The organism is Evansella vedderi (assembly GCF_030813435.1).
In the GTDB taxonomy this organism is placed as follows: domain Bacteria; phylum Bacillota; class Bacilli; order Bacillales; family Salisediminibacteriaceae; genus Evansella; species Evansella vedderi.
The window spans coordinates 14455-34032 of sequence record NZ_JAUSUG010000018.1 but is presented as its reverse complement, the minus strand read 5'-3'; the positions used below and the strand labels follow the sequence as shown (position 1 = coordinate 34032).

Sequence of the window (19578 nt, the reverse complement as noted above, 5' to 3'; positions counted from 1 at the left end):
TAAAATCTAGCAGAGGATGATGGTTGTTATCTTTCTAATTTGTGATCTTTCATAATTTCCTTATGGTGCAACGATGCGCGAACACCTTTAAAAAACGTAAAGACAATTCCTGCTAGAAGAATTGCTAGAATAATGGACTCTACATAATAGAAAACAGAGAAACCAACAAAAAAACTAAGGATGTATTTTATAAAAATAAGTACAGTGGTTGATGAAGTCATAAAGTAATTGCCACAATATTAATTTCGTGACCCTGCCTCCTTTAATTTTAGATATTTTTTCCCTTTATCCTGAAACTCTAAACTTTAATATTTTTTATTTTTTGATAATTACTATACTAACATTAAGTACGGAATTAACTGACTATTTAGCTTTAAAAATGAATGGAAACTTTTGGTCACTATGTAACAAATCATTTTAGTTTCTAACTTCTCATGTCGCGATAGAAGCGTTTTTCCAACACTTCGGCCTTTTCTTCCTTCCAACTTGTCGCGATACCAATCCTTTCGCGACACTTCAACTCAACTTCCTCTTCAACTTGTCGCGATTGCCTTCCTTTCCCGCCAAATAATCCGGGAGAGATAAGCATTTTAATGCAACGTTCTTTATTTATAAATAGACAACGATAAAATATAGGATCGGCAGAACGAAAATTAGCATGACTGTGTTGATGAGCCAGCTGGAGTTGGCTAGGTCCATGTCTAGCTTGAATAGTTGCGGTGGAACTAGGGATGTGAATCCAGGTGGCATTGCAGCTAACAAAATGAGTACCTTCAACACCATTCCGTCGTGAATCTCGTGTAAGTTGAAAAGGACAGCAAGCAAAACAATAATAACTGGGACAACAACAAACTTTATAGCGGATATGGTGAAGCTTTCCTTCAAAAAGCCTTTAACTGCGGTAATTCGCATGTTGAAACCAGTTGGCACTACTAACAAAATGGTAAATAGCGGGACTAACAGGCTGTTTAAATCTCCATAAACGGCAGGTCTTTCCCATGCGGACAAATTTAATAGTCCGCCGATCAAAATGCATGAGAAGGTGATCATAATGAAAGGGTTCGTAATGATTTTTTTAAAACGAGATTGTGGCTTTACTGGCTCCTTTTTTTCCCCGTAGGACTGTGCGATTGGAAAGGCCACTGTATAATATAGCAAGTCTTCAAAAAGGCGGAACATGGCCACAAAGACTAAGCTTTCCTCTCCTAAAAATACAAAACAAAAGAGGGCCCCGAAGCTTCCTAAGTTTGTGAAGGTTCCGGAGGCAAACATGGAACCAGTTTGACCGCGATTCAGCTTATAAAGCTTGGCGGCCCATAGTGCAAATGCTCCCCCTAAAATTAGGGTCAATCCCCCTAATATAGGAATGAGGGTGAGCCTTATATCATCCAATTGTACGTACCAAAATGCCCCTAAAATGATTAAAGGGTTAACACCAAGTAATGCGGCCATTGTACAGCCTTTTAAAATTTGATGCATTTTCTTAGGCGAAGGAATGGTTCCTTTATCCAGTAGAACCCGTAAGCCTCTACCAAATAAAAGACCAATCACAATTATCGTTAATGCAAATATAAAATTACCCATCATAATACGGACTCCTCAAATCTATGGGATCTAATTTTTTTGAGATAGTGTATAGTATACACCTTTGACGAGGATCTGTTAATGCTAGGGAGGAATGAATAAGTGAGCGAGCTGCTAAAAAAAGAAATCGGGTGGCACCAATGTGCACATTAGTAGTAAATCACTCTAACAACTGGATATCAAAAAAGTTAAAGGCTACTTTACCATGGATGAAATGGTTCCTATCCGGGTAATTTATAGAGGTAATCTTTGCAAAAGGAGAGTGTTGTATGTGTCTGATAAAGAATATATAACCATTCACGATGAGGATGGGAACGAAAAGATTTTTGAGGTAGAAGCTATGTTTGATATGGGGAATCATTCCTATGCTATGATTTCCTCCGGCGATGACACATTAGTCATGCGCATTGAGGAAGAGGACGGAGAGCAAGTGCTCGTTTCCGCTACGGAAGAGGAAGTAGAAAACTTAATGGATGCTTACAATATCGCCATTGATGAAGACATGGATGATGATAGAATAAAACATTAAGTTCTAATAATAACTTTCCTTCTATAATGTTAATAAAATGCCGTTTTCTAAAAGCTTGTTGTTTTAAAGAAATATATATGGCTTGGAAAAGCTACAGATGGTCGCTTTCCGCGGGCAGCACTTCAGCCTCTTCGGGAAACCCAGCCTCAGGGTCGTCAGCCGTTATACCTGTCTCTTCCATTACAAGCCTTGCTTCGTAGGTCCACCCGTCGAGTCAACTTGTAGCAAATTCAAGAAGCGATGCTCGTCGCTGGAGTCGCCGTCTTCCGCTTTTCCAAGCCTTTTAAAAAGTTTCCGAAATTAAGATTATCCTTTCTTTTTCCAGAACTAAATTCTTTTCCCTTTGCCGGTTTTGAGGTACGATTAAACTGGTAAAAGAAAGGGAGAATGAAGACTTATGCAAGGAGCTCAAAAACAAGTAACCTCAGTATCTGCCAGTTCGCCTGAACAAAAAACGATGTATAAAATTCTTGTTATCATCGGATTTGTACATCTATTAAACGATTCTATCCAAGCGGTTATTCCGGCCATGTTCCCAGTGCTGCAACAATCCATGGGACTTACCTTTACCCAGCTTGGATTAATTGCATTTGCGTTAAATTTAACGGCATCAATTATACAGCCGGTCGTCGGTTTATACACCGATAAGAAACCCTCTCCATACGCCCTGCCTATTGGGCTCTGCTTTACCTTTGTGGGAGTCATCGGTCTTGCCTTTGCCCCATCTTTTTGGTTTCTTATTCTATCGGTAATCTTTGTAGGATTAGGCTCTGCCACCTTCCACCCAGAGGGGTCACGGGTTGCCTATATGGCTGCAGGAAGCAGACGTGGATTAGCCCAGTCCATCTTTCAGGTTGGGGGAAATACCGGTCAAGCCTTAGCTCCACTTATCACAGCCCTCATCCTTGTACCATTGGGACAATTCGGTGCCATCTGGTTTGCCATTGTCGCCGCCCTTGCTGTTGCATTATTGATGTACATAGCAAGATGGTATTCCGACCAGGTAAAAAATAGGCCATTACCTGTGAAAAAAGTGAAAAAGCCCGCGACTGTGGAAACGAGCGCAAAGGAGCAATCTGGCGGGAAACGCAAAATTGTTTTATTCGCCATTAGCTTATTGATTTTCTTAGTTTTTGCCCGATCATGGTTCCATGCTGGAATTACCAACTATTATGCTTTTTACTTAATCGATCAATTTAACTTATCTATCGCACAAGCACAAGTGTATATTTTTATCTTCTTAGGTACAGGAGCCATCGGAACCTTTGCAGGCGGACCATTGGCGGACCGCTTTGGAAAACGGAACATGATCATGCTTTCCATGGTCGGTTCAGCGCCATTGGCGTTAATTCTGCCCCACGCAGGTCCAGCACTCTCGTATGTTTTATTAGGAATTATCGGATTTATTATTCTATCTAGCTTTTCCGTTACTGTTGTGTATGCTCAAGAGCTCGTACCTGGAAAAATCGGTACCGTCTCCGGATTAATTATTGGGTTAGCATTCGGAATGGGTGCAGTGGGATCCATTGCCCTTGGCTGGTTCATTGACCTATTCGGTCTCACAAGCACTATCTTGTTTGCCGTAGCCCTACCGTTAATCGGAATTCTAACCATGTTCCTCCCATCAGATCAACGGTTGAAGGAAATAAATGAATCATAATAATGGTAGCCTATCCATAGATGTATACGAAAAAACTCCTTAAGACGTAATATCTTAAGGAGTTTTTCCGTATTCGACATGCTATAAAAGGAAATTGAAGGTAGTATCGGTGTTTGCAGATAATAATTATTCTAGTTCGATAGATTATTACCGCAATTCGATAGATTATCCCCTTCAATCGATAGATTATCACCTCCAATCGATAGATTATCCCCTCCAATTAAAAATAGTCCTCACCAAATGGTGAGGACTATTTTCACTTCTCCCTATTTCTGCAAGAAATACTGCTGGAGATATTCGCCGGCCTTCTTTTTTTCCAAAGGACGACTAAAGTAGTATCCTTGGACGATGTCGCACTGTAGAGATTGGAGGTACATTAATTGGGGCGCTTCTTCCACTCCTTCTGCCACCACGTTCAATTCAAGATTATGTGCTAATGTAATAACAGCCAGGATGATAGCTTGATTGGCCTTATCTATATCACAATCAAAGATGAAGGATTTATCTATTTTTATGGTATCGATTGGGAAATGCTTTAAATAGCTTAAGGAGGAGAACCCCTTTCCAAAATCATCAATAGAAATTTTTACACCGAGTGCCTTTAAGTTCCGGAGGGTTTCCGCTGCCTCTTCCGGTTGTTTCATTAAAATACTCTCAGTTAGCTCTAACTCCAAAAATTGGGCTTCTAGTCCTGTTTCCCTTAGTATTTCCTCAATCGTCTTTTCCAACTTCTGTTTGTAAAATTGAACGGCAGAGATGTTAACGGAGATGCTGATGAGGGGCATTCCCTCATCGTGCCACTTCTTACATTGGGTGCAAGCTTCCCTCAACACCCATTCTCCAATTTCCACAATGATCCCTGTTTCTTCCGCTACTTGAATAAACTCAGCAGGACTAATTAAACCTAGGTCCTTTCGTTTCCATCGAATGAGTGCTTCCATGCCAACAGGTCTTCCAGTGTCCCCACCAACTTTCGGTTGATAATGGAGAACTAATTCATCATTAAAAACAGCCTTCCTCAGAAGCAGCTCCATTCCTAAACGCTTTTCGGCGGATTTTTTCATCTCAAATTTAAAGATTTCGTAGCCATTTCTTCCATCGTCCTTGGAATGGTACATGGCAATATCTGCGTTTTTAATTAATGTATGAATGTTCTTTCCATGGTCTGGGTATAAACTGACCCCAATACTGGTGGTAATATTAAACTGCTGCCCCTCAAGAAGGAAAGGCTCCTCCATTACCCGCAAAATGTACTCGCTAATGGCAGACAGCTCTTCCACAATGCTTACATTAGGTACAAGAATTACAAACTCATCCCCACCTAACCGGACAAGAATCCTGTCCGGATCGCAGACACGTTGCAAACGTTCAGCAACTTGTTTTAGCAAGTCATCCCCTGCTTGATGACCTAAGCTGTCATTGATCACCTTAAAATGATCTAAATCTAACAGGAAAACTCCGAAACTCTCTCCCATGTCAATGTTAGAAATTGACTCTTCCAGAAAAGAATTAATATACCAACGGTTCGGCAGTCCCGTTAAGGCATCGTGATACGCCATATGTTTAACCCTTTCCTCCGCTTGCTTCCTTTCGGTTATATCTAAGGAGAAACCCAGGAGGTAGTCCTCTTCTATGTCATCATCCGATTTAATGATCGTTTTCCCACAATACATATAGGTTTTCTTCCCCTGAAAACCGGCAGGCTCCTCCTTGGTAATAAGTTCCTGTCTATCCCATACCTCTAGATCACGTTTCCTCGTATATTTCGCAATATAATCGGGGAAAAAATCAAATACGGTCTTCCCTATAAGTTCTTCCTTCGTTTGATTATTCATAAGGCAGGTTTGTTGATTGACAAATACGGTTCGCCCAGCCCTATCCTCTAAAAAAATATTGATTGGTAAAGAATCTAATATTTTTTCATATAATGCTTCTTTTGCACGTAACTTGTTACTTAGCTCCTTTTCCCGGTCCTCCAGTTGTCGTATCCGGTCCTGCAAATGTTTCCATTCTATATCCTTTTGCTCTCCCATCAACAACCCCCCCCTGGAAAATGTGGATATGTTACCTATTACCTACAACAAAATCCCTCTTGTTTCTACATTTTAATACATTTTCGTTAAAAAAGGCAGAAGTAAGTTTAAATTTATATGATTATTGAAGGATAAAATAATGGAATTAAAAAGACTTTAGGGTTGATTATCCTAAAGTCTTTTACACACTTTTCTTATTTAGCTTTTTAATAGGATGGTACCCTTGCTTAAAGTAGTACCTTCCCTGTTCGTCCTTAAATAGTTTAATGCCAAATAGCTCTAACGGTGTCCAAATTGATTTTAAAAAATAGTATGGCAGTGAAATCCCCTCCCTAACCTAGTTACCTCACCATTATTATACAGGAGAAAAGGGCTTGCCAAAGTCACTATTCATCTTATTTTTCCTACTAAACAAATGAAAAATTGACAATAATTTCACCAAACTCTATCGATTTTTGCAGAAAAAGCTTTTACGTTTGTTTCAATTAAAGCTGCCGAACAATCATATCCCATTCATGTATCTTGTAGCTTCTTGCACCGTGGATTACATATGGGTCCTCTTTTACATAACCCTCTACTTGCTCTAGGCTCTCTCCCTTATAAATGACCAGGCCACCTGCTCCGTCTGGAAACCTTCCATTGGCAAAAATTCTTCCTTCACTACTCATCTTGTCCAAGTAATCTAAATGTTCTTGACGGTGTTGTTGACTTTTTTCTTCATCAAGCATTGGTAAAAATGCTGCGTAGTATTTCATTTAAATTCCCCCTTCATTTTTCATAGCCTATTCTAAAAATACAAATACTGTGTTGGTATTCGCTGCAGCCCACTCCCTTTCCGCGGGCGAACCGCAAGCCTCCTCGGGCTAACGCCCTGTGGGGTCTTGCCTGGCTCGCTGTTCCCGCAGGAGTCTCGTGGGCTTCCGCTCACACCAACTGAAATAAAAACTTATATTTTCATTCTCCATGTTGCAAATTTCTACTTGCATGGAGTTCTACCGTGAATAATATGAATCCGATGTCATTCGCTACGGGCCACTCCAGCAGATAAATTTTCATTCTCCATGGTGGGTATCTACATTTTCCATGGCTGTCTCTGCTAAACTGTTTTGTTGAAAAATCAACACTGTCCTTTAATAGAGCCTTCTCATAAGGATATATTCGACATGGGGGGCTTTACTCCCTGCGGGTGAGGGTCAATACATTTATTTCTGGTGGGTTAAGGAAGCGGAATTGCAAAAAGGAGATGGCATCGCTACTTCCTAAACCTGCACTTACATATTGCTGAATTCCGTCATATTCCCATAGACCCTTTACTCTATCTTGAGGGGGGAAAATCCCATTCCACTTATAATAAGGCTCTGGAACAAAGAGGGCTCCAACAAATGGAAACCGAATTTGTCCCCCGTGGTAATGACCGGCCATCATTAAATCATAATCACGGAAGGTCGTTTTTGGGCTCGGATCATTTCGCAGTATATCGATACGACCATCTACAATGGGATAGTGATTTAAGGCAATGAGGATATCCTTCTCCCCCAGTGTATCAAGGGGTTGCAATTCCTCTAATAGACTATATTGATGCTCAAGATAATTCCGATAGTTCCCATTGGATACCTCTCCCATTCTCTCGATTGCCTTCTTGTTCTCCTCTATATGAAGGGTAGACATGTCAAAGTTAACAAAATGAAGACTAGATGCGCCCCTAGTGATGGAATGAATGGACTCTAGTACCTTTACACCACGGGCTTCCATACCAATATCAAACTCATGTTTTTCATAAGGAATATTTCGGTCTAAAATATAGCTCCTTGGGTCAGCGTTTCCCGGGACATATAACGCATGATCTTTGTTCTCCAGCCCTTCTATGAGCTTGTAAAAACTTTTATAATTTGTGCTTTCCGTACTGTCTAGCATATCCCCTGTAAAAACGATAGCATCGTAGGAAATAGAATTGATGAGGTTCACAAGGCGAGATTGGTTTGTTCCAAACTCCCTTTCATGGAGGTCTGTTACTTGGAGGATTTTAAAGCCTTCTAACTCTTCAGGGAGGTTGTTGATCATAATATCCTGCTTTACGACAACTATTCGGTTATTATCCCAGATGGTATATAGAACTAGACAAATAATTATGAATACTACTCCTGTAAGGATCAACCCCTTACCCCCTATTTTTTTCAATCGGTATCCTCCAATCACTTACTAAAACTTTGGAAAAACACTCACAGAAGTGTGAGTGTTCTCAAGGAGTTGCCTCCATCTGATTTTGTAGTAAATGGCTGAACACACTTCTTTTCTCTGCAGCGAGCTGTTTAAATCCACCTTTTTGGATAACTTTCCCTTCATTTAAAACTATTACTTGATCTGCGTTACGTATGGTAGATAAACGATGGGCAATAACGATTATTGTCATCTTTCCTTTCAATCGTTCGATTGCCTCTTGGATCTTCGCCTCATTCTCCGTATCTAAAGAACTAGTTGCTTCATCCAAAATTAGAATAGATGGTTTCCTCAAAATGGCTCGTGCAAGGACAAGTCGTTGTCGTTCTCCACCGGAAAGCTTTATACCTCTGTCACCTATTACAGAATCAAGTCCTTCAGGTAGCTTACTTACAAACTCTGCTGCAGAGGAGAACTCCAAGGCTTCCCACATTTCCTCTTCCGTAGCATTTGGAACAACTAGTCGCAAATTGTCTTTAATACTTTCATTAAAAACAAAAGGATCCTGCGGTACATAACTGATGGCACGACGTAAGGAGATTAAGTTACCCTTTGTTAATTGGATACCGTCAATTAAAACATTACCTTTTTCAGGCTTGTTTAAACCCATAAGCATATCAATAAGTGTACTTTTTCCTGCACCAGATCGACCAACGACTGCAGTCATTTGGTTTGCCGAAATGCTGATATTGATATCCTTTAATGCATAAGAGGATTCATTATACCGGAAATAGACATTTTCACATTCTATGCTTTTTTGAACAGTAAGTGCTTTTACTTTTTCGTCCTCTGTAACATCAAACTCTTTAGCTGCCTTACACTCTTCTTGAATAGCAATCACTGCTTTAAAAGCTGGTAGCATGGAAGCAATTTGCTCTAAGGAGCCCTGAATCCCCGCCACCCTTGGCCATAACCGTGAAAAAATAAGAATAATCAGCATTAATTGAGCACCTTGTGCATGGAATAGATTAATTCCAATATAAATAAATGCCGCAATCAAAATAGCGGAAGCCACTTTATAATACAACTGGGATGTTGTTTTTAGCTTTGTGTAATTAATTTGTTCCTTTTCAATCCTTTTTGTAATACCCTGATACCAATTCATCCGGGAATTTTCTAATGTATTACTTTTTATATCTTTCATTCCATTAATTTGGTCCGTAATTCCCCCAAGGTACTGTCTACCTAACTCATAATTTTGTTGACCAAGGGCCAACGACCTTTTCAAAAACTTCCTATTAAAGAAAATAAGAATTAATCCACTTAATAGAACAAAAATAGTAATGGTAGGTGAAAGCCAAAAGGCAATCCCAATTTGAATTACAGTAAACACAAGGGAGGCAATAAATTGTAAAAAGGAATGCGTTCCTGCACCAGCACGTGCAATTTCTGCTGTTAGTATATTGACTAAATCAGTCTTACGATTTTTTATAAAGAACCTCCAATTGGCATGCAATAGGGAATTATACGTATTCATACGTAAGTACCGTAAAAAACCATGCTGTATCTTCGTTTCACGAATCGTAATATGTCGCTGCAGTAAATTCTGGGTGATACTTATTAAAACAAAGATAGCTAAAATCACCGGTAAACCTATAGAAGGAGGAATTTCTTGTAGAAATACAAAAATACCTTCTACTGGAGTACCTCCAACATCAATGTTGACGATCCCCGTCATACTTATCATAGGGATTAACATTAAAATAGCTATTCCATCTAGTAAACTGATGAAAGTCATGGCTAGGAGATTAATATAAAGCGTCTTTCCAGCATAACCATGGATTTGTTTGACAAAATAAAAGACAGGTTTCAACATTGGTCATATCCTCCTAGGGTAATGCATGCTTCCTCCGAGTCTTCCTCCATCCCCATAAGAACGGGCGCAAAGGAAAGTACAGGAAATGAAGCTTTTTTGGTAATGGTAGTGTTTCAGCGTCTTCTGGGTAAGGAAACAAAAAGCTCAGCATAAAAATAATTTTTTGTTTTATTGGCATTAAGGAAAATAAATAACGCTCGTGATACCTTGAAACCTCTTGAGGAACTGGGTCTGTGTGTAAATTCACCATATTCTCCAAATAGTAAATGGCTCGTTGTGCCAATTTTTTAGGCTGTGTCCCCAATAAAATCGTCTGTAGTTGATCACTTAGCTTGCTATTCAATAGCTCTTTCGATAGTACAATGGACTGGATTAAAGCTTCCCGACAATGATACTTTCTTGATAAAAAAAGTACTTTTCTCCAATCAATAGGTTGCTGTAATAGTTGATGAATATCTACTAACCAACGAAGCCTGGACCAACCATGACGGGCCCCATGAGCGGTAAGAAATATAAATAAGTCCTCTTTTCCTAGAAAAAAAATCGGTGTTTTTGTTAGATTACTAACAGCTTTTCTCTCCCATAACTCTTCAAAAACAGGCTCTTTTCCAGGACCTGGGTGTAGTCTCCAATGAATCTCTAATTTTAGCCCCTTCTGTGGATGAAAGTACGTTACATGATGGTGTCTCCAACGCCAATCATTTAATATCGTTTTGATATAATCATCCTTCTCATAGCCCAGTTCTTCCAAAAGACATTCTGCTTTTTCGAGGTCTTGAATAGGGATAAGGAAATCTATATCACTACATGTTCTCATGGAAAGTTCACCATAAAGCTCCTGAGCTAACATTGGACCCTTTAAAAAAAGAATAGGTATTTCCTTCCCATCGAATTGCTTATTCACATTCTCCATTTCAGCAGTTAAATGAAGCATTTGAAATGTATTGCGCTGATACAAGTTATATAAAGGTTTCCTAACATAGGAAGGAACCATTTCACCTAATTGTTTAAGTTTTGAATGAAGGATAGGATAAAGACGGTGGTGCATCGATAATTCAATAAATAAATCCCAATTAATTTCGTCTATCCTTTCCTTTTGGATACTCATAGAACCGTTTTCTGTATCTTTTACTAGGTCTAAAATGAATAATAATTCCTTTGGCACAGATTCTAAGTTAAGACTGAGATTGTTCACAATAATTATCTCCTTCGACCTTATACTGTTTGGTCTTTTTTGCAAACTTACTGACAACGGTAAACTTTTCCATACCTTCAAATCCTGTAACATAATAGGGGCCACTGCGTAACCAAGCATGTGCTACGAAAGCTCCTTGATCGTCTTTACCTGTACCTAAATAAAGGGTGGTTTCGACCTTGCGTTTTTCTAGCATTTTCATTGCAGCTATTGCTTTTACTAAACACTGACTTTCCCAAAGAGTATATCTACTCATTATGTGAATCGCTTGGGATACACTATATAGAACAGGTTTATCCTTTGAATTAGCTTCGTACGTTGTTTCTCCCATGTGATCCCCTAATGACGGCGCTATTTTGGAAAAGGGCATTTTTTTGAGAATACGAGCCCATCCTAAATAGAAATATGCTTCTAGGAGTAACCATTTCATATTCCAATCCATTTGAAAAAAAGCCCTTATTTTTCTAAACATACCCCTATTCCCTTCGATTTATTTCATTCCATCTTCTGACTTTAGCTCTATTAACCCCTCATTTTTTAAATGAGTAAGAAAATCTATTACTTGCTGCTCACATTCTTTAAACTCCACATCGTATTCAGAAACTAATTGAGATACTAATTGATAAATAGAAATAGGCTCTACTATGAAATCCCAGATTGCTCCACCAATATCTCCTAAATTGTAATACTTTCCATTACTAATACTTAACATTACTTTTTCTCCATCCATATCACTTACAATATTGCCTTCTCTTTGAGTAACAATTAAATTTATCGAAATAGTTTGACTTTCAATCATACATTAACCTCCCTTTTAATAGTTGAAAGAATAAGCCCTGTTAAATCGTTAGCTGTAAACCTGGATTTCGGTCTTTGTAACTGAAAAATCTCTAAATGATTAACCATTGCCGCACATGTTTGAAAATGCCATTCCATTAACCCGGCTGGTTTAAGGAAAAAGTTACGGTACGTGTGATAAAACAACGTATGGAACCGCTCAAGCTTCTCGATAGGCTTTATGGATACTTTTTCATCCTCTGTTTTAACTAATTCAAATACACCAGCCAAAGGAAGCGTTTCCTTTGAGAATTGAGCAAGTACTGGAATGGCAAATTTCGTTTCCCTATCAATAATTGGACGATAGTTTCTAGACTCCATTCCGAACTCATCTATACTTTCTTGCCACAGTTTCTGCTGCGGATATGCGGGTGTGACCATTGGTACCTTTCCTTCATTTAACGAAACAGGAATAACATCATCACTTATGAGCTGATACCCCCGGGCAAGCAATGCAGATGCTGTGGTGGATTTCCCAGCTCCAGAATCACCAACTATAGCATAGGCTTTTCCATCAATAGCAATGGCACTCCCATGTAATGGTAGAATTTTTCGTTGCATTAATATGGCACCCATACAGGTCCCAAGTAAGTATAGACGGATATGGTCTTCATCCACTTTACTTGTGGGTGAAAAAGAAATATTTTTGCCATGTTCCACTTTAAAAATAGCTAGATTAGGAATTTGAAACATGACTAGATCCGGTTTTACTATAAAATAAATATTTCCATCAGCCATACTATTCCATTCCTTTTTTAAATCAGCATAATGAATCACAACATCAACGTGTTGTCCTCCTAAGCTGTTTATGGACAATTCTGGGAGAGGGATTTCAGATAAAACATTTAAACCAAAAGCAGTATACATTTGTTTATTTATAGGTTTATTTAGCATGTTATCCCCCTTATTTCTGTAAAGCCCTTATACTTTCGTATAAGGGCTCTAATACTTAATTAAGTACATAAAACTAACTAAACTAGGAACATATGTTACTTTTATTAGACTTTCCATCATGCGTCTCGAAATCTTGATTATTAGTACAATAAATATCCACAGTTGCATTTCCAGGACCACCGAACGTCTTATTAACATCTAAAACTTCTAACACAGGCATTTTCCACTGCTTCATAAAGTTATCACCCCCTCTCTTTCTAACTGAACTTCTTTAAAAACCTGCTTAGTATTAAACTTCTTGATAAAATTTTAAAATCATCATCAAATAGTAATTCCTGTCTTGGACCATTTTTGAAATTTGAAATAGCATTCTTGATAACTTCCATATTTAATAGGTCTGCAAGAATCACATTAGATGGAAGCTGTTCTAGATCACTTATAAAACTGCTCCAGTTAGATGACATTCGGTGGATCACATCAGCACCTTGTATTCCACGACTCCTTTGATTTAATCTCACTTTGTCAGGAAGAAGATTTTTCGTCGCCCTTCGAATGAGAGATCTTTCTAAACCACTACAAGCAAACTGTTCTTCCGGTATAGATAAGCAAAAGCGAATGACTCTTAAATCGTTGGTAGGGTCCCGCTCCCATAAGGAGTAGCGCAAAGATAACTTTGTTCCAGCAGTCCCACTTTTATTCCACGAATAAAGCTGCTTAAAATGTTTCCTGCGAAAATCACTTGGATCCTCTCCCCCTCGACCAGTAACATCAACTCCATAGGCTTTTAGCTTATCGATAACATTTGTACGACGGGCCAAGTCTGGGTTAATAAAAGAAGTAAAATGATAATCACCCTTAACATTAGTATTCCAGCGTAAACTGGCCAACACCCTTTTACTAACAAAAGGAAGCATTACCTTTTTTCCTGTGCGATAACTTTTACAATAGATGTCTAGTTCATTATAAAGACGGATCCATTTCAACTTTTTCAACAGCTCTGCGTAATAGTTGTATGTTAATGTCCAAGACCCATGTGAAATGGAATGGTTCCCCCTTGCTCCGTTTAATATGATTTTTAATCCGTCATTATGGGCTTTCTCGTAAATACCATTAATCCAGAAGGAATTCTCAAAAAATTTATAAGGCATCTCCATCATATCTAGAAAATGATCAACCTCATCTAAAGGGGACTTTCCTTCAAAACTTAAATATTGATCCTTTATATTCCCTACATGATTGACTGTTTCTTTGATATAAGGTGATTCATCTGTAATAAATTGATCAGGGGTCCAATCAACGAAATCTTTTACTGGAATATAGCTGTATGTATGCAAACATTTATTTTTCTCACGCAAAGCCTTAGCAGTAAAGCTCACTACTGTGCCTGAGTCTAGTCCTCCGCTTAGATGTGACCCAACTTTACCGTAGGTTCGAATTCGGTCTTCTACTGCCCGTTCAAAAACTTCTTGAAATGCTTCTTCGTACTCTGCATTTGTTTTTAGCCTTATCTTACTAGATGCGGTGACTTGACAATATTGTGAAAGGGTTACTTTCCCATGGACAACTTTAATAGAATGTGCCGGTGGAACTTGATTTATAGTTTGATAAACTGTAGAAGTCATATCAACAGCCTCAAACATAGCTGGTATAGCAAGAAATTCTGCTATCCAATTTTCATTTAATACTTTTGGGACATATGGAAGTTGGAAAAATGGCTGAAGTGTCGTTGAAAATGCAAATTTTTCATTATTACTATGATAATAAAGGGTACGGGCCCCAGAAAAATCGCGAGCACCAAAAAGCTTTCGTTCTTTTTCGTCCCAAATCATAAAGGCGAAATCTCCAATCAAATGTTTAGGTGACTCTTCTCCCCATTTAGCATAAGCGAGTAATATTAATTTACTATCGGAGATTGCCTTCCTAAGTTTTCGTTCCACTTGAAGCTTTTGAAACAATTCATCACGATTATCTATAATAGCATCAGCTGTTATAGCCAATTGTCTTTCATAATCATAAAAGGGTAGCACTTCCCCCACCGACTCAGGTGTAATCCACTGGGTATGGCAACCAAGAAAAATGCTCTCATTTTCCCATGTACGAATATCATCAGCAGGAAATTGAAGAAAGCATTTCATCAAATTATGAATTTGTTCAGGTGGTATGGGTTCTTGATTTAAGTGAAGAAGACCAGCGATCGCACTCATGAGTACCTCCAATAATAATCCGTTCAATTCTTTATAACGAATTAATTAAATAAAAAAATACACTTCCTAAAACAGATAGAGTCGCCACTACATAAAGATTCTGTTTGTTCGTTATAAAGAATTACTGTAGATTTAAATTATCATCTTTATATAAATATGTCAATTGTATTTTTAATTATCTTCTTCCATATCTAGATCTTACATTAGAAAATGTTAAGGCCCTTATACGATATTTTTCTGTAGTATAAGGGCTAATAAACATTCTCCTTAAGTACTTGTTTTCATATTCCTTAGTATTTCTTATTAAAAGATGTACATATTAAAATTCTTTTACTTAACTAGTAAAACGATCCCATGTTCCTGGATCATTTGGGTCTACATTTTCCCCAGGTACATACGCTTCATCAGTATATGGTCCCCATACAGTCGAAGCCATTGTGTGCGTTACATCCAGTGCTTGTAGTTCTGGTTTTTGCCATTGCTTTTTCATATTGTCACCTCCTTTCAAGTAAATTTTTTTATGAATTTAAAAACTATTAAACTACGCATAAGTACTTTACTGTCTGTATCTAATACATACTCTGGAGTAACCCCATTTTCAGCCTTTTTCAGTGCTTCCTTTATTATTGGTATATTTAAATACTGCACTGCTTCGTTATCAGCAATCATTTCTTTAACTTCACCAATAAATTTGTTCCAATACGGTATCATACGATGCACCCAGTCAGCCCCTTGAACTCCTCGAAGCTGCTGATTCAGACGAATGTTATCTGGGAGATAATCTTTTGTTGCCCTTCTAATTAGTGCTCGGTCTAATCCATTTTTTACATATTGGTCTTCAGGTAATGTAAGGCAAAAACGAATAACCCTTATATCATTTGTAGGATCACGTTTCCATAATGAATATTTCAATGAAAGTTTAGCAGCCAATGTATTACTTGCATTCCAATGGCATACATCTTCAAAATGACGTTTCCTTTGCTCGTATATATTTGCTGATGAAAACCAACCCGTTTCATCCATCCCATAAAATTTCAATTTATTAAATACATTAGTACGCTCAGCTAAATTCGTGTTAATTAACATTGGGTTACTATAGACTTCTTTTTTAGAGAAAAATTCATTAATAAAAGGAAAGGCAACTTTTGCAATGGTTGGCAGTCTTCGTAACCTTGCTCCTCCAACCTTGTTGCTATATTGATTTAACTCCTGATATAGGCGTATCAACTTCAATTTTTTGAGAAGTATTCCGTAGTAATCTAATGCTGATCCCCATGAAACACTTAAATTTCCTCTCCCACCATTTAATAGAATACCTAAGTCATTCTTATTCGCTTCCTCATACATCCCAGTCAACCAGTATGAATTTTCAAAAAACTTATAAGGCATTTCCATTGTATCGAGGAAATCATCTATTTCTAAATATGAATTTCTCCCTTCAAAATCTAAATAATGACCCTTTATCCCTCCCACATGCCTTACTGTGGATTCTATTAAAGGTCTCTCATTTGGTACGATGTTTTTTGGGGTGAAATCCTGAAAATCTTTGGCTGGAACATAACTAAAAGTATATAAATCTTTATTTTCTTTCTTTAATTCCTTATTTGCAAAGCTTACAATGGAGCCTGAATCTAATCCACCACTTAATTGAGCCCCAATGTTACGATGGGTTCGTAACCTGGAATTAACAGCCTTCTGAAAAACATCTTGAAACGCTTCTACATATTCTTCATCGGATTTCAATTTGAGCTTCTCACCAGAAGTTAATTGACAATACCTATTAATATGTACTTTATTTTCTTCTACAGTAATACTATGAGAAGGGGCCAGTTGATTTATCCCTTTAAATACTGTATGGGATGGATCTACTACATCAATCATTCCAGCAATGGCTAAATATTCTGCCATCCAATATTCATTGATATTTTTATGAACATAGGGTAATTGAAGGAGTGGTTTCATCGTTGTGCAAAATGCTAAACGGTTTTCATCTTGGAAAAAATATAGTGTTCTACTTCCTGAAAAATCCCTAGCTGCAAAAAGCTTTTGTTTACGCTCATCCCAAATAATAAAAGCAAAATCACCCACTAAAAACTTTGGAGTATCTTCTCCCCACTTTTCATATGCAAGTAAGATTAACTGGCTATCTGGCATTTCACTTTGTTTAGATGGATTTACTTGTAAGTGATTAAACAAATCTTCACGATTGTCTATTATGGCATCTGCCGTTATGGCCAATTTTCTTTCTTCATTATAGTAAGGAAGGACTTCACCAACAGATTCAGGTGTGATCCATTGTGCGTGACATCCAAGAAATATATTGTTCTTATGCCATGTTTGAATGTCATTAGCAGGAAATTGCTGCAGGGCGTTCATTATTGTATTACTATATTCAGTTGAAGCAGGTTCTTTATTAATATTGTAAATACAAGCAATTGCACTCATGGGTACCTCCAGAATCTTATTCCTTGCTTACTAATCACCTTAAATTCTTTATAACGAACAACTAAGATATAAGTTATCATTATACTTCCCTAAAGTCAACGAAGTTTTTTGACGATTAATGTAATAAATTCAGCTAAATAACAAAAAAATAAACTCTAACCTATTTAATTACACTCTTTTAATATTATATTTCCTTCTTCTAAATTCCTTATAAAGAACACTCGGTATTAGTCCCACTACTAATGCTCTAAGGGCATATATATAAGATGCCAGTGGTAATTCAAGTAATTTGTAACCACTAAAACGTACATAGGCTTCCTTTACTCTATGAATATACTTTCTTCTATTAATTGCACTTCGATCATCTCTAACATCGTATAGGACCTCTTGTATGTTGTAACCTCTCGACCCATTAGCATACATTCGAAACCAAAGGTCATAATCCTCCACACGATAGGTTTTCCTATTTGTCCTATATCCCTTTACATCTAATAGTGCCTGACGACGTATCATACTTGGGGCGTGACAAAATGGGCTTTGTACTATAAAGTCATTTGGCTGCGGTTTCTCAACGGATTTTATCTCTCCCCAATACCCCGTTTCATCAAAAAAAGCCATAGCAGTACTTACAATATCATATTGAGGAAATCTATCTAAGATACTGACCTCTTTATAGAGCCTGTTCGGACGGGATAGATCATCTGCATCTTGTCTAGCAATGTACTCTCCAGAGGCATGCTTAATACACTCATTCAATGAATAGGCAAGACCATAATTTTTTTCGTTTTGTATTACATTAATATTTTCAAATTGATCTGCATATTTTTTGGCAATAAAAAAAGTGTCGTCCGTTGAACCATCATCACACATAATTAATTCCCAGTTAGTGTATGTTTGGTTAATCAATGAATCGATACTTTCCTTTAGTGTATTTGCACAGTTATAGATTCCCATTATTATAGATACTTTCGGTTGGATATTATGCATTCATCTTCTCCTTTTTGGAAGAAACAAATGTATTATATAGGCGTTCCCTATCCTCCATTATAAAATCCCAAAGCTTCGATTGATCAAAATTTGTTCTAGCAAAACTTTTAGCATTCTCTCCCATTTTCTCTCTCATCTTTGGGTTTACTATCATTTGTTCTATTGCTTCTACTAACGGCTGAACGGTAGCCTTTGGCACAGTTAAACCTGTTTCCCCTGGCTTCATAGCATCTATCGGACCTGGGATATCTGTTACAATAACTGGGACTCCCATTGCTTCCGCTTCTATTACTACCGAACCAAATCCTTCCCGATAACTTGGTAAGATAAAAATATCTAATGCAGCAATATACTTTTCCACTTCGTTAGTAAACCCCGTATATTTAATTGCGTCAGTTGATCTAGACCACTGTAACAATTCCTGATCTAAACCTTCATTTTTATCATCTGAACCAATCATAAGTAGCTTAGTCATTGGGTATTTACTTAAGATTATCTTAAAAGCTCCAAGCAGTTCATTTACTCCCTTATCTTTATCTAATCTGCCAATAAATCCAAGTACAATATCCCTGAAGTCTATATCATACTTATCACGGATCCTACTTCTCCATATTTCCTTTTTAGAAAAAACAAACTTCTCCAGCTCTACTCCATTGGCACTTCCATTCCATATTACCTTGCTTTTATCCTTATTATAAAGCCCTTCCCTATGACTAAATTCTAGGTTACCGTTACTATCTGGTTCAATATTTGTCGACAAGGAGCAGACTAGCTTTTCAATAACCTTAAATAGTCCCCTCTTCCAACCAGTAAAGCCCACATATCGAATACCCCATTGGCAATATAACCGGATTGGTATCTTAGCTACCCAAGAGGCAATGGCTGAGTACAGCGCAGCATTTGGAGTAGAGTATTGAACAATGTCGTACTTTCCCACTCTAAGAATCTTATATATTTGATAAATACTTTTTATTGTGTTTAGAGGTTTAATGCCACGCTTCATTGTTATCGGTTTATAATTTATATCTTTAGGAAGCAACTGCTTTAACTTTATATCATGATTACAGATAACCGTAACTTCATACCCATTTTTAGATAAAAAAATTAATTGCCCTAATAAAAAGGTCTTTATGGTAAGAGAAGTAGTTGTTACAAAGCATATTTTCTTCCTATACAT

At 37.6% G+C, this 19578-nt stretch carries 18 protein-coding genes; 2 read left to right on the top strand and 16 right to left on the bottom strand.

Features of this window, described 5'->3' with window-relative positions:
- Positions 1-26 precede the first annotated feature (26 nt).
- Complete coding sequence (locus J2S74_RS19630; RefSeq protein ID WP_307328995.1) at positions 27-221, bottom strand: hypothetical protein; 195 nt, start codon at positions 219-221, stop codon at positions 27-29.
- Between the two features lie 388 nt (positions 222-609).
- The gene (locus tag J2S74_RS19625) at positions 610-1584 is read right to left on the bottom strand and encodes an AEC family transporter (RefSeq protein ID WP_307328993.1); all 975 of its coding nucleotides are present in this window, start codon (positions 1582-1584) and stop codon (positions 610-612) included.
- Between the two features lie 271 nt (positions 1585-1855).
- Here J2S74_RS19625 and J2S74_RS19620 point away from each other — a divergent pair, with 271 nt between their 5' ends.
- Together J2S74_RS19620 and J2S74_RS19615 are read left to right on the top strand one after the other, a co-directional pair.
- Complete coding sequence (locus tag J2S74_RS19620) at positions 1856-2113, top strand: DUF1292 domain-containing protein (protein WP_307328991.1); 258 nt, start codon at positions 1856-1858, stop codon at positions 2111-2113.
- Positions 2114-2510: 397 nt separating this feature from the next.
- Positions 2511-3773 carry an MFS transporter gene (locus J2S74_RS19615; protein ID WP_307328988.1) on the top strand — a complete coding sequence of 421 codons (1263 nt, stop codon included), beginning with the start codon at positions 2511-2513 and terminating at the stop codon, positions 3771-3773.
- A 266-nt stretch (positions 3774-4039) separates the two neighbouring features.
- Here J2S74_RS19615 and J2S74_RS19610 read toward each other — a convergent pair whose 3' ends face one another.
- The 14 genes from J2S74_RS19610 to J2S74_RS19545 all read right to left on the bottom strand — a co-directional run bounded on the left by J2S74_RS19610 (position 4040) and on the right by J2S74_RS19545 (position 19578).
- On the bottom strand, positions 4040-5806 hold the full coding sequence (locus J2S74_RS19610) for a putative bifunctional diguanylate cyclase/phosphodiesterase (protein ID WP_307328985.1): 1767 nt from the start codon (positions 5804-5806) through the stop codon (positions 4040-4042).
- Positions 5807-6291: 485 nt separating this feature from the next.
- A complete protein-coding gene (locus tag J2S74_RS19605) occupies positions 6292-6561 on the bottom strand; it encodes a YciI family protein (RefSeq protein WP_307328982.1) in 270 nt (89 codons plus the stop codon).
- 418 nt (positions 6562-6979) lie between these two features.
- Positions 6980-7984 carry a metallophosphoesterase gene (locus J2S74_RS19600; RefSeq protein ID WP_307328980.1) on the bottom strand — a complete coding sequence of 335 codons (1005 nt, stop codon included), beginning with the start codon at positions 7982-7984 and terminating at the stop codon, positions 6980-6982.
- A 61-nt stretch (positions 7985-8045) separates the two neighbouring features.
- On the bottom strand, positions 8046-9839 hold the full coding sequence (locus J2S74_RS19595; protein ID WP_370876041.1) for an ABC transporter ATP-binding protein: 1794 nt from the start codon (positions 9837-9839) through the stop codon (positions 8046-8048).
- A gap of 13 nt (positions 9840-9852) precedes the next feature.
- A complete protein-coding gene (locus J2S74_RS19590; protein WP_307329191.1) occupies positions 9853-11037 on the bottom strand; it encodes a nucleotidyltransferase domain-containing protein in 1185 nt (394 codons plus the stop codon).
- Positions 11015-11506, bottom strand: coding sequence for a lasso peptide biosynthesis B2 protein (locus J2S74_RS19585; protein WP_370876040.1), 492 nt, complete (start codon positions 11504-11506; stop codon positions 11015-11017). Before J2S74_RS19585 ends, J2S74_RS19590 begins: the two co-directional genes overlap by 23 nt.
- Positions 11507-11524: 18 nt before the next feature.
- The gene (locus tag J2S74_RS19580; RefSeq protein WP_307328974.1) at positions 11525-11833 is read right to left on the bottom strand and encodes a lasso peptide biosynthesis PqqD family chaperone; all 309 of its coding nucleotides are present in this window, start codon (positions 11831-11833) and stop codon (positions 11525-11527) included.
- Positions 11830-12765: an HPr kinase/phosphorylase gene (locus J2S74_RS19575; protein WP_307328972.1), complete on the bottom strand. Its 936-nt coding sequence runs from the start codon at positions 12763-12765 to the stop codon at positions 11830-11832. The genes J2S74_RS19580 and J2S74_RS19575 overlap by 4 nt, the downstream gene beginning before the upstream one ends.
- A gap of 82 nt (positions 12766-12847) precedes the next feature.
- Positions 12848-13000, bottom strand: coding sequence for a paeninodin family lasso peptide (locus tag J2S74_RS19570; RefSeq protein ID WP_307328969.1), 153 nt, complete (start codon positions 12998-13000; stop codon positions 12848-12850).
- 22 nt (positions 13001-13022) lie between these two features.
- Positions 13023-14969, bottom strand: coding sequence for an asparagine synthase-related protein (locus J2S74_RS19565; protein ID WP_307328966.1), 1947 nt, complete (start codon positions 14967-14969; stop codon positions 13023-13025).
- Between the two features lie 334 nt (positions 14970-15303).
- Positions 15304-15459 (bottom strand): paeninodin family lasso peptide, encoded by a 156-nt coding sequence (locus tag J2S74_RS19560; protein ID WP_307328964.1) that lies wholly within the window; start codon positions 15457-15459, stop codon positions 15304-15306.
- A 14-nt stretch (positions 15460-15473) separates the two neighbouring features.
- Positions 15474-17414 (bottom strand): asparagine synthase-related protein, encoded by a 1941-nt coding sequence (locus tag J2S74_RS19555; RefSeq protein ID WP_307328961.1) that lies wholly within the window; start codon positions 17412-17414, stop codon positions 15474-15476.
- A 168-nt stretch (positions 17415-17582) separates the two neighbouring features.
- Entirely contained in the window at positions 17583-18401 is an 819-nt protein-coding gene (locus J2S74_RS19550) for a glycosyltransferase (RefSeq protein WP_307328958.1), read from the bottom strand.
- Positions 18394-19578: a glycosyltransferase family 4 protein gene (locus J2S74_RS19545; RefSeq protein ID WP_307328955.1), complete on the bottom strand. Its 1185-nt coding sequence runs from the start codon at positions 19576-19578 to the stop codon at positions 18394-18396. The genes J2S74_RS19550 and J2S74_RS19545 overlap by 8 nt, the downstream gene beginning before the upstream one ends.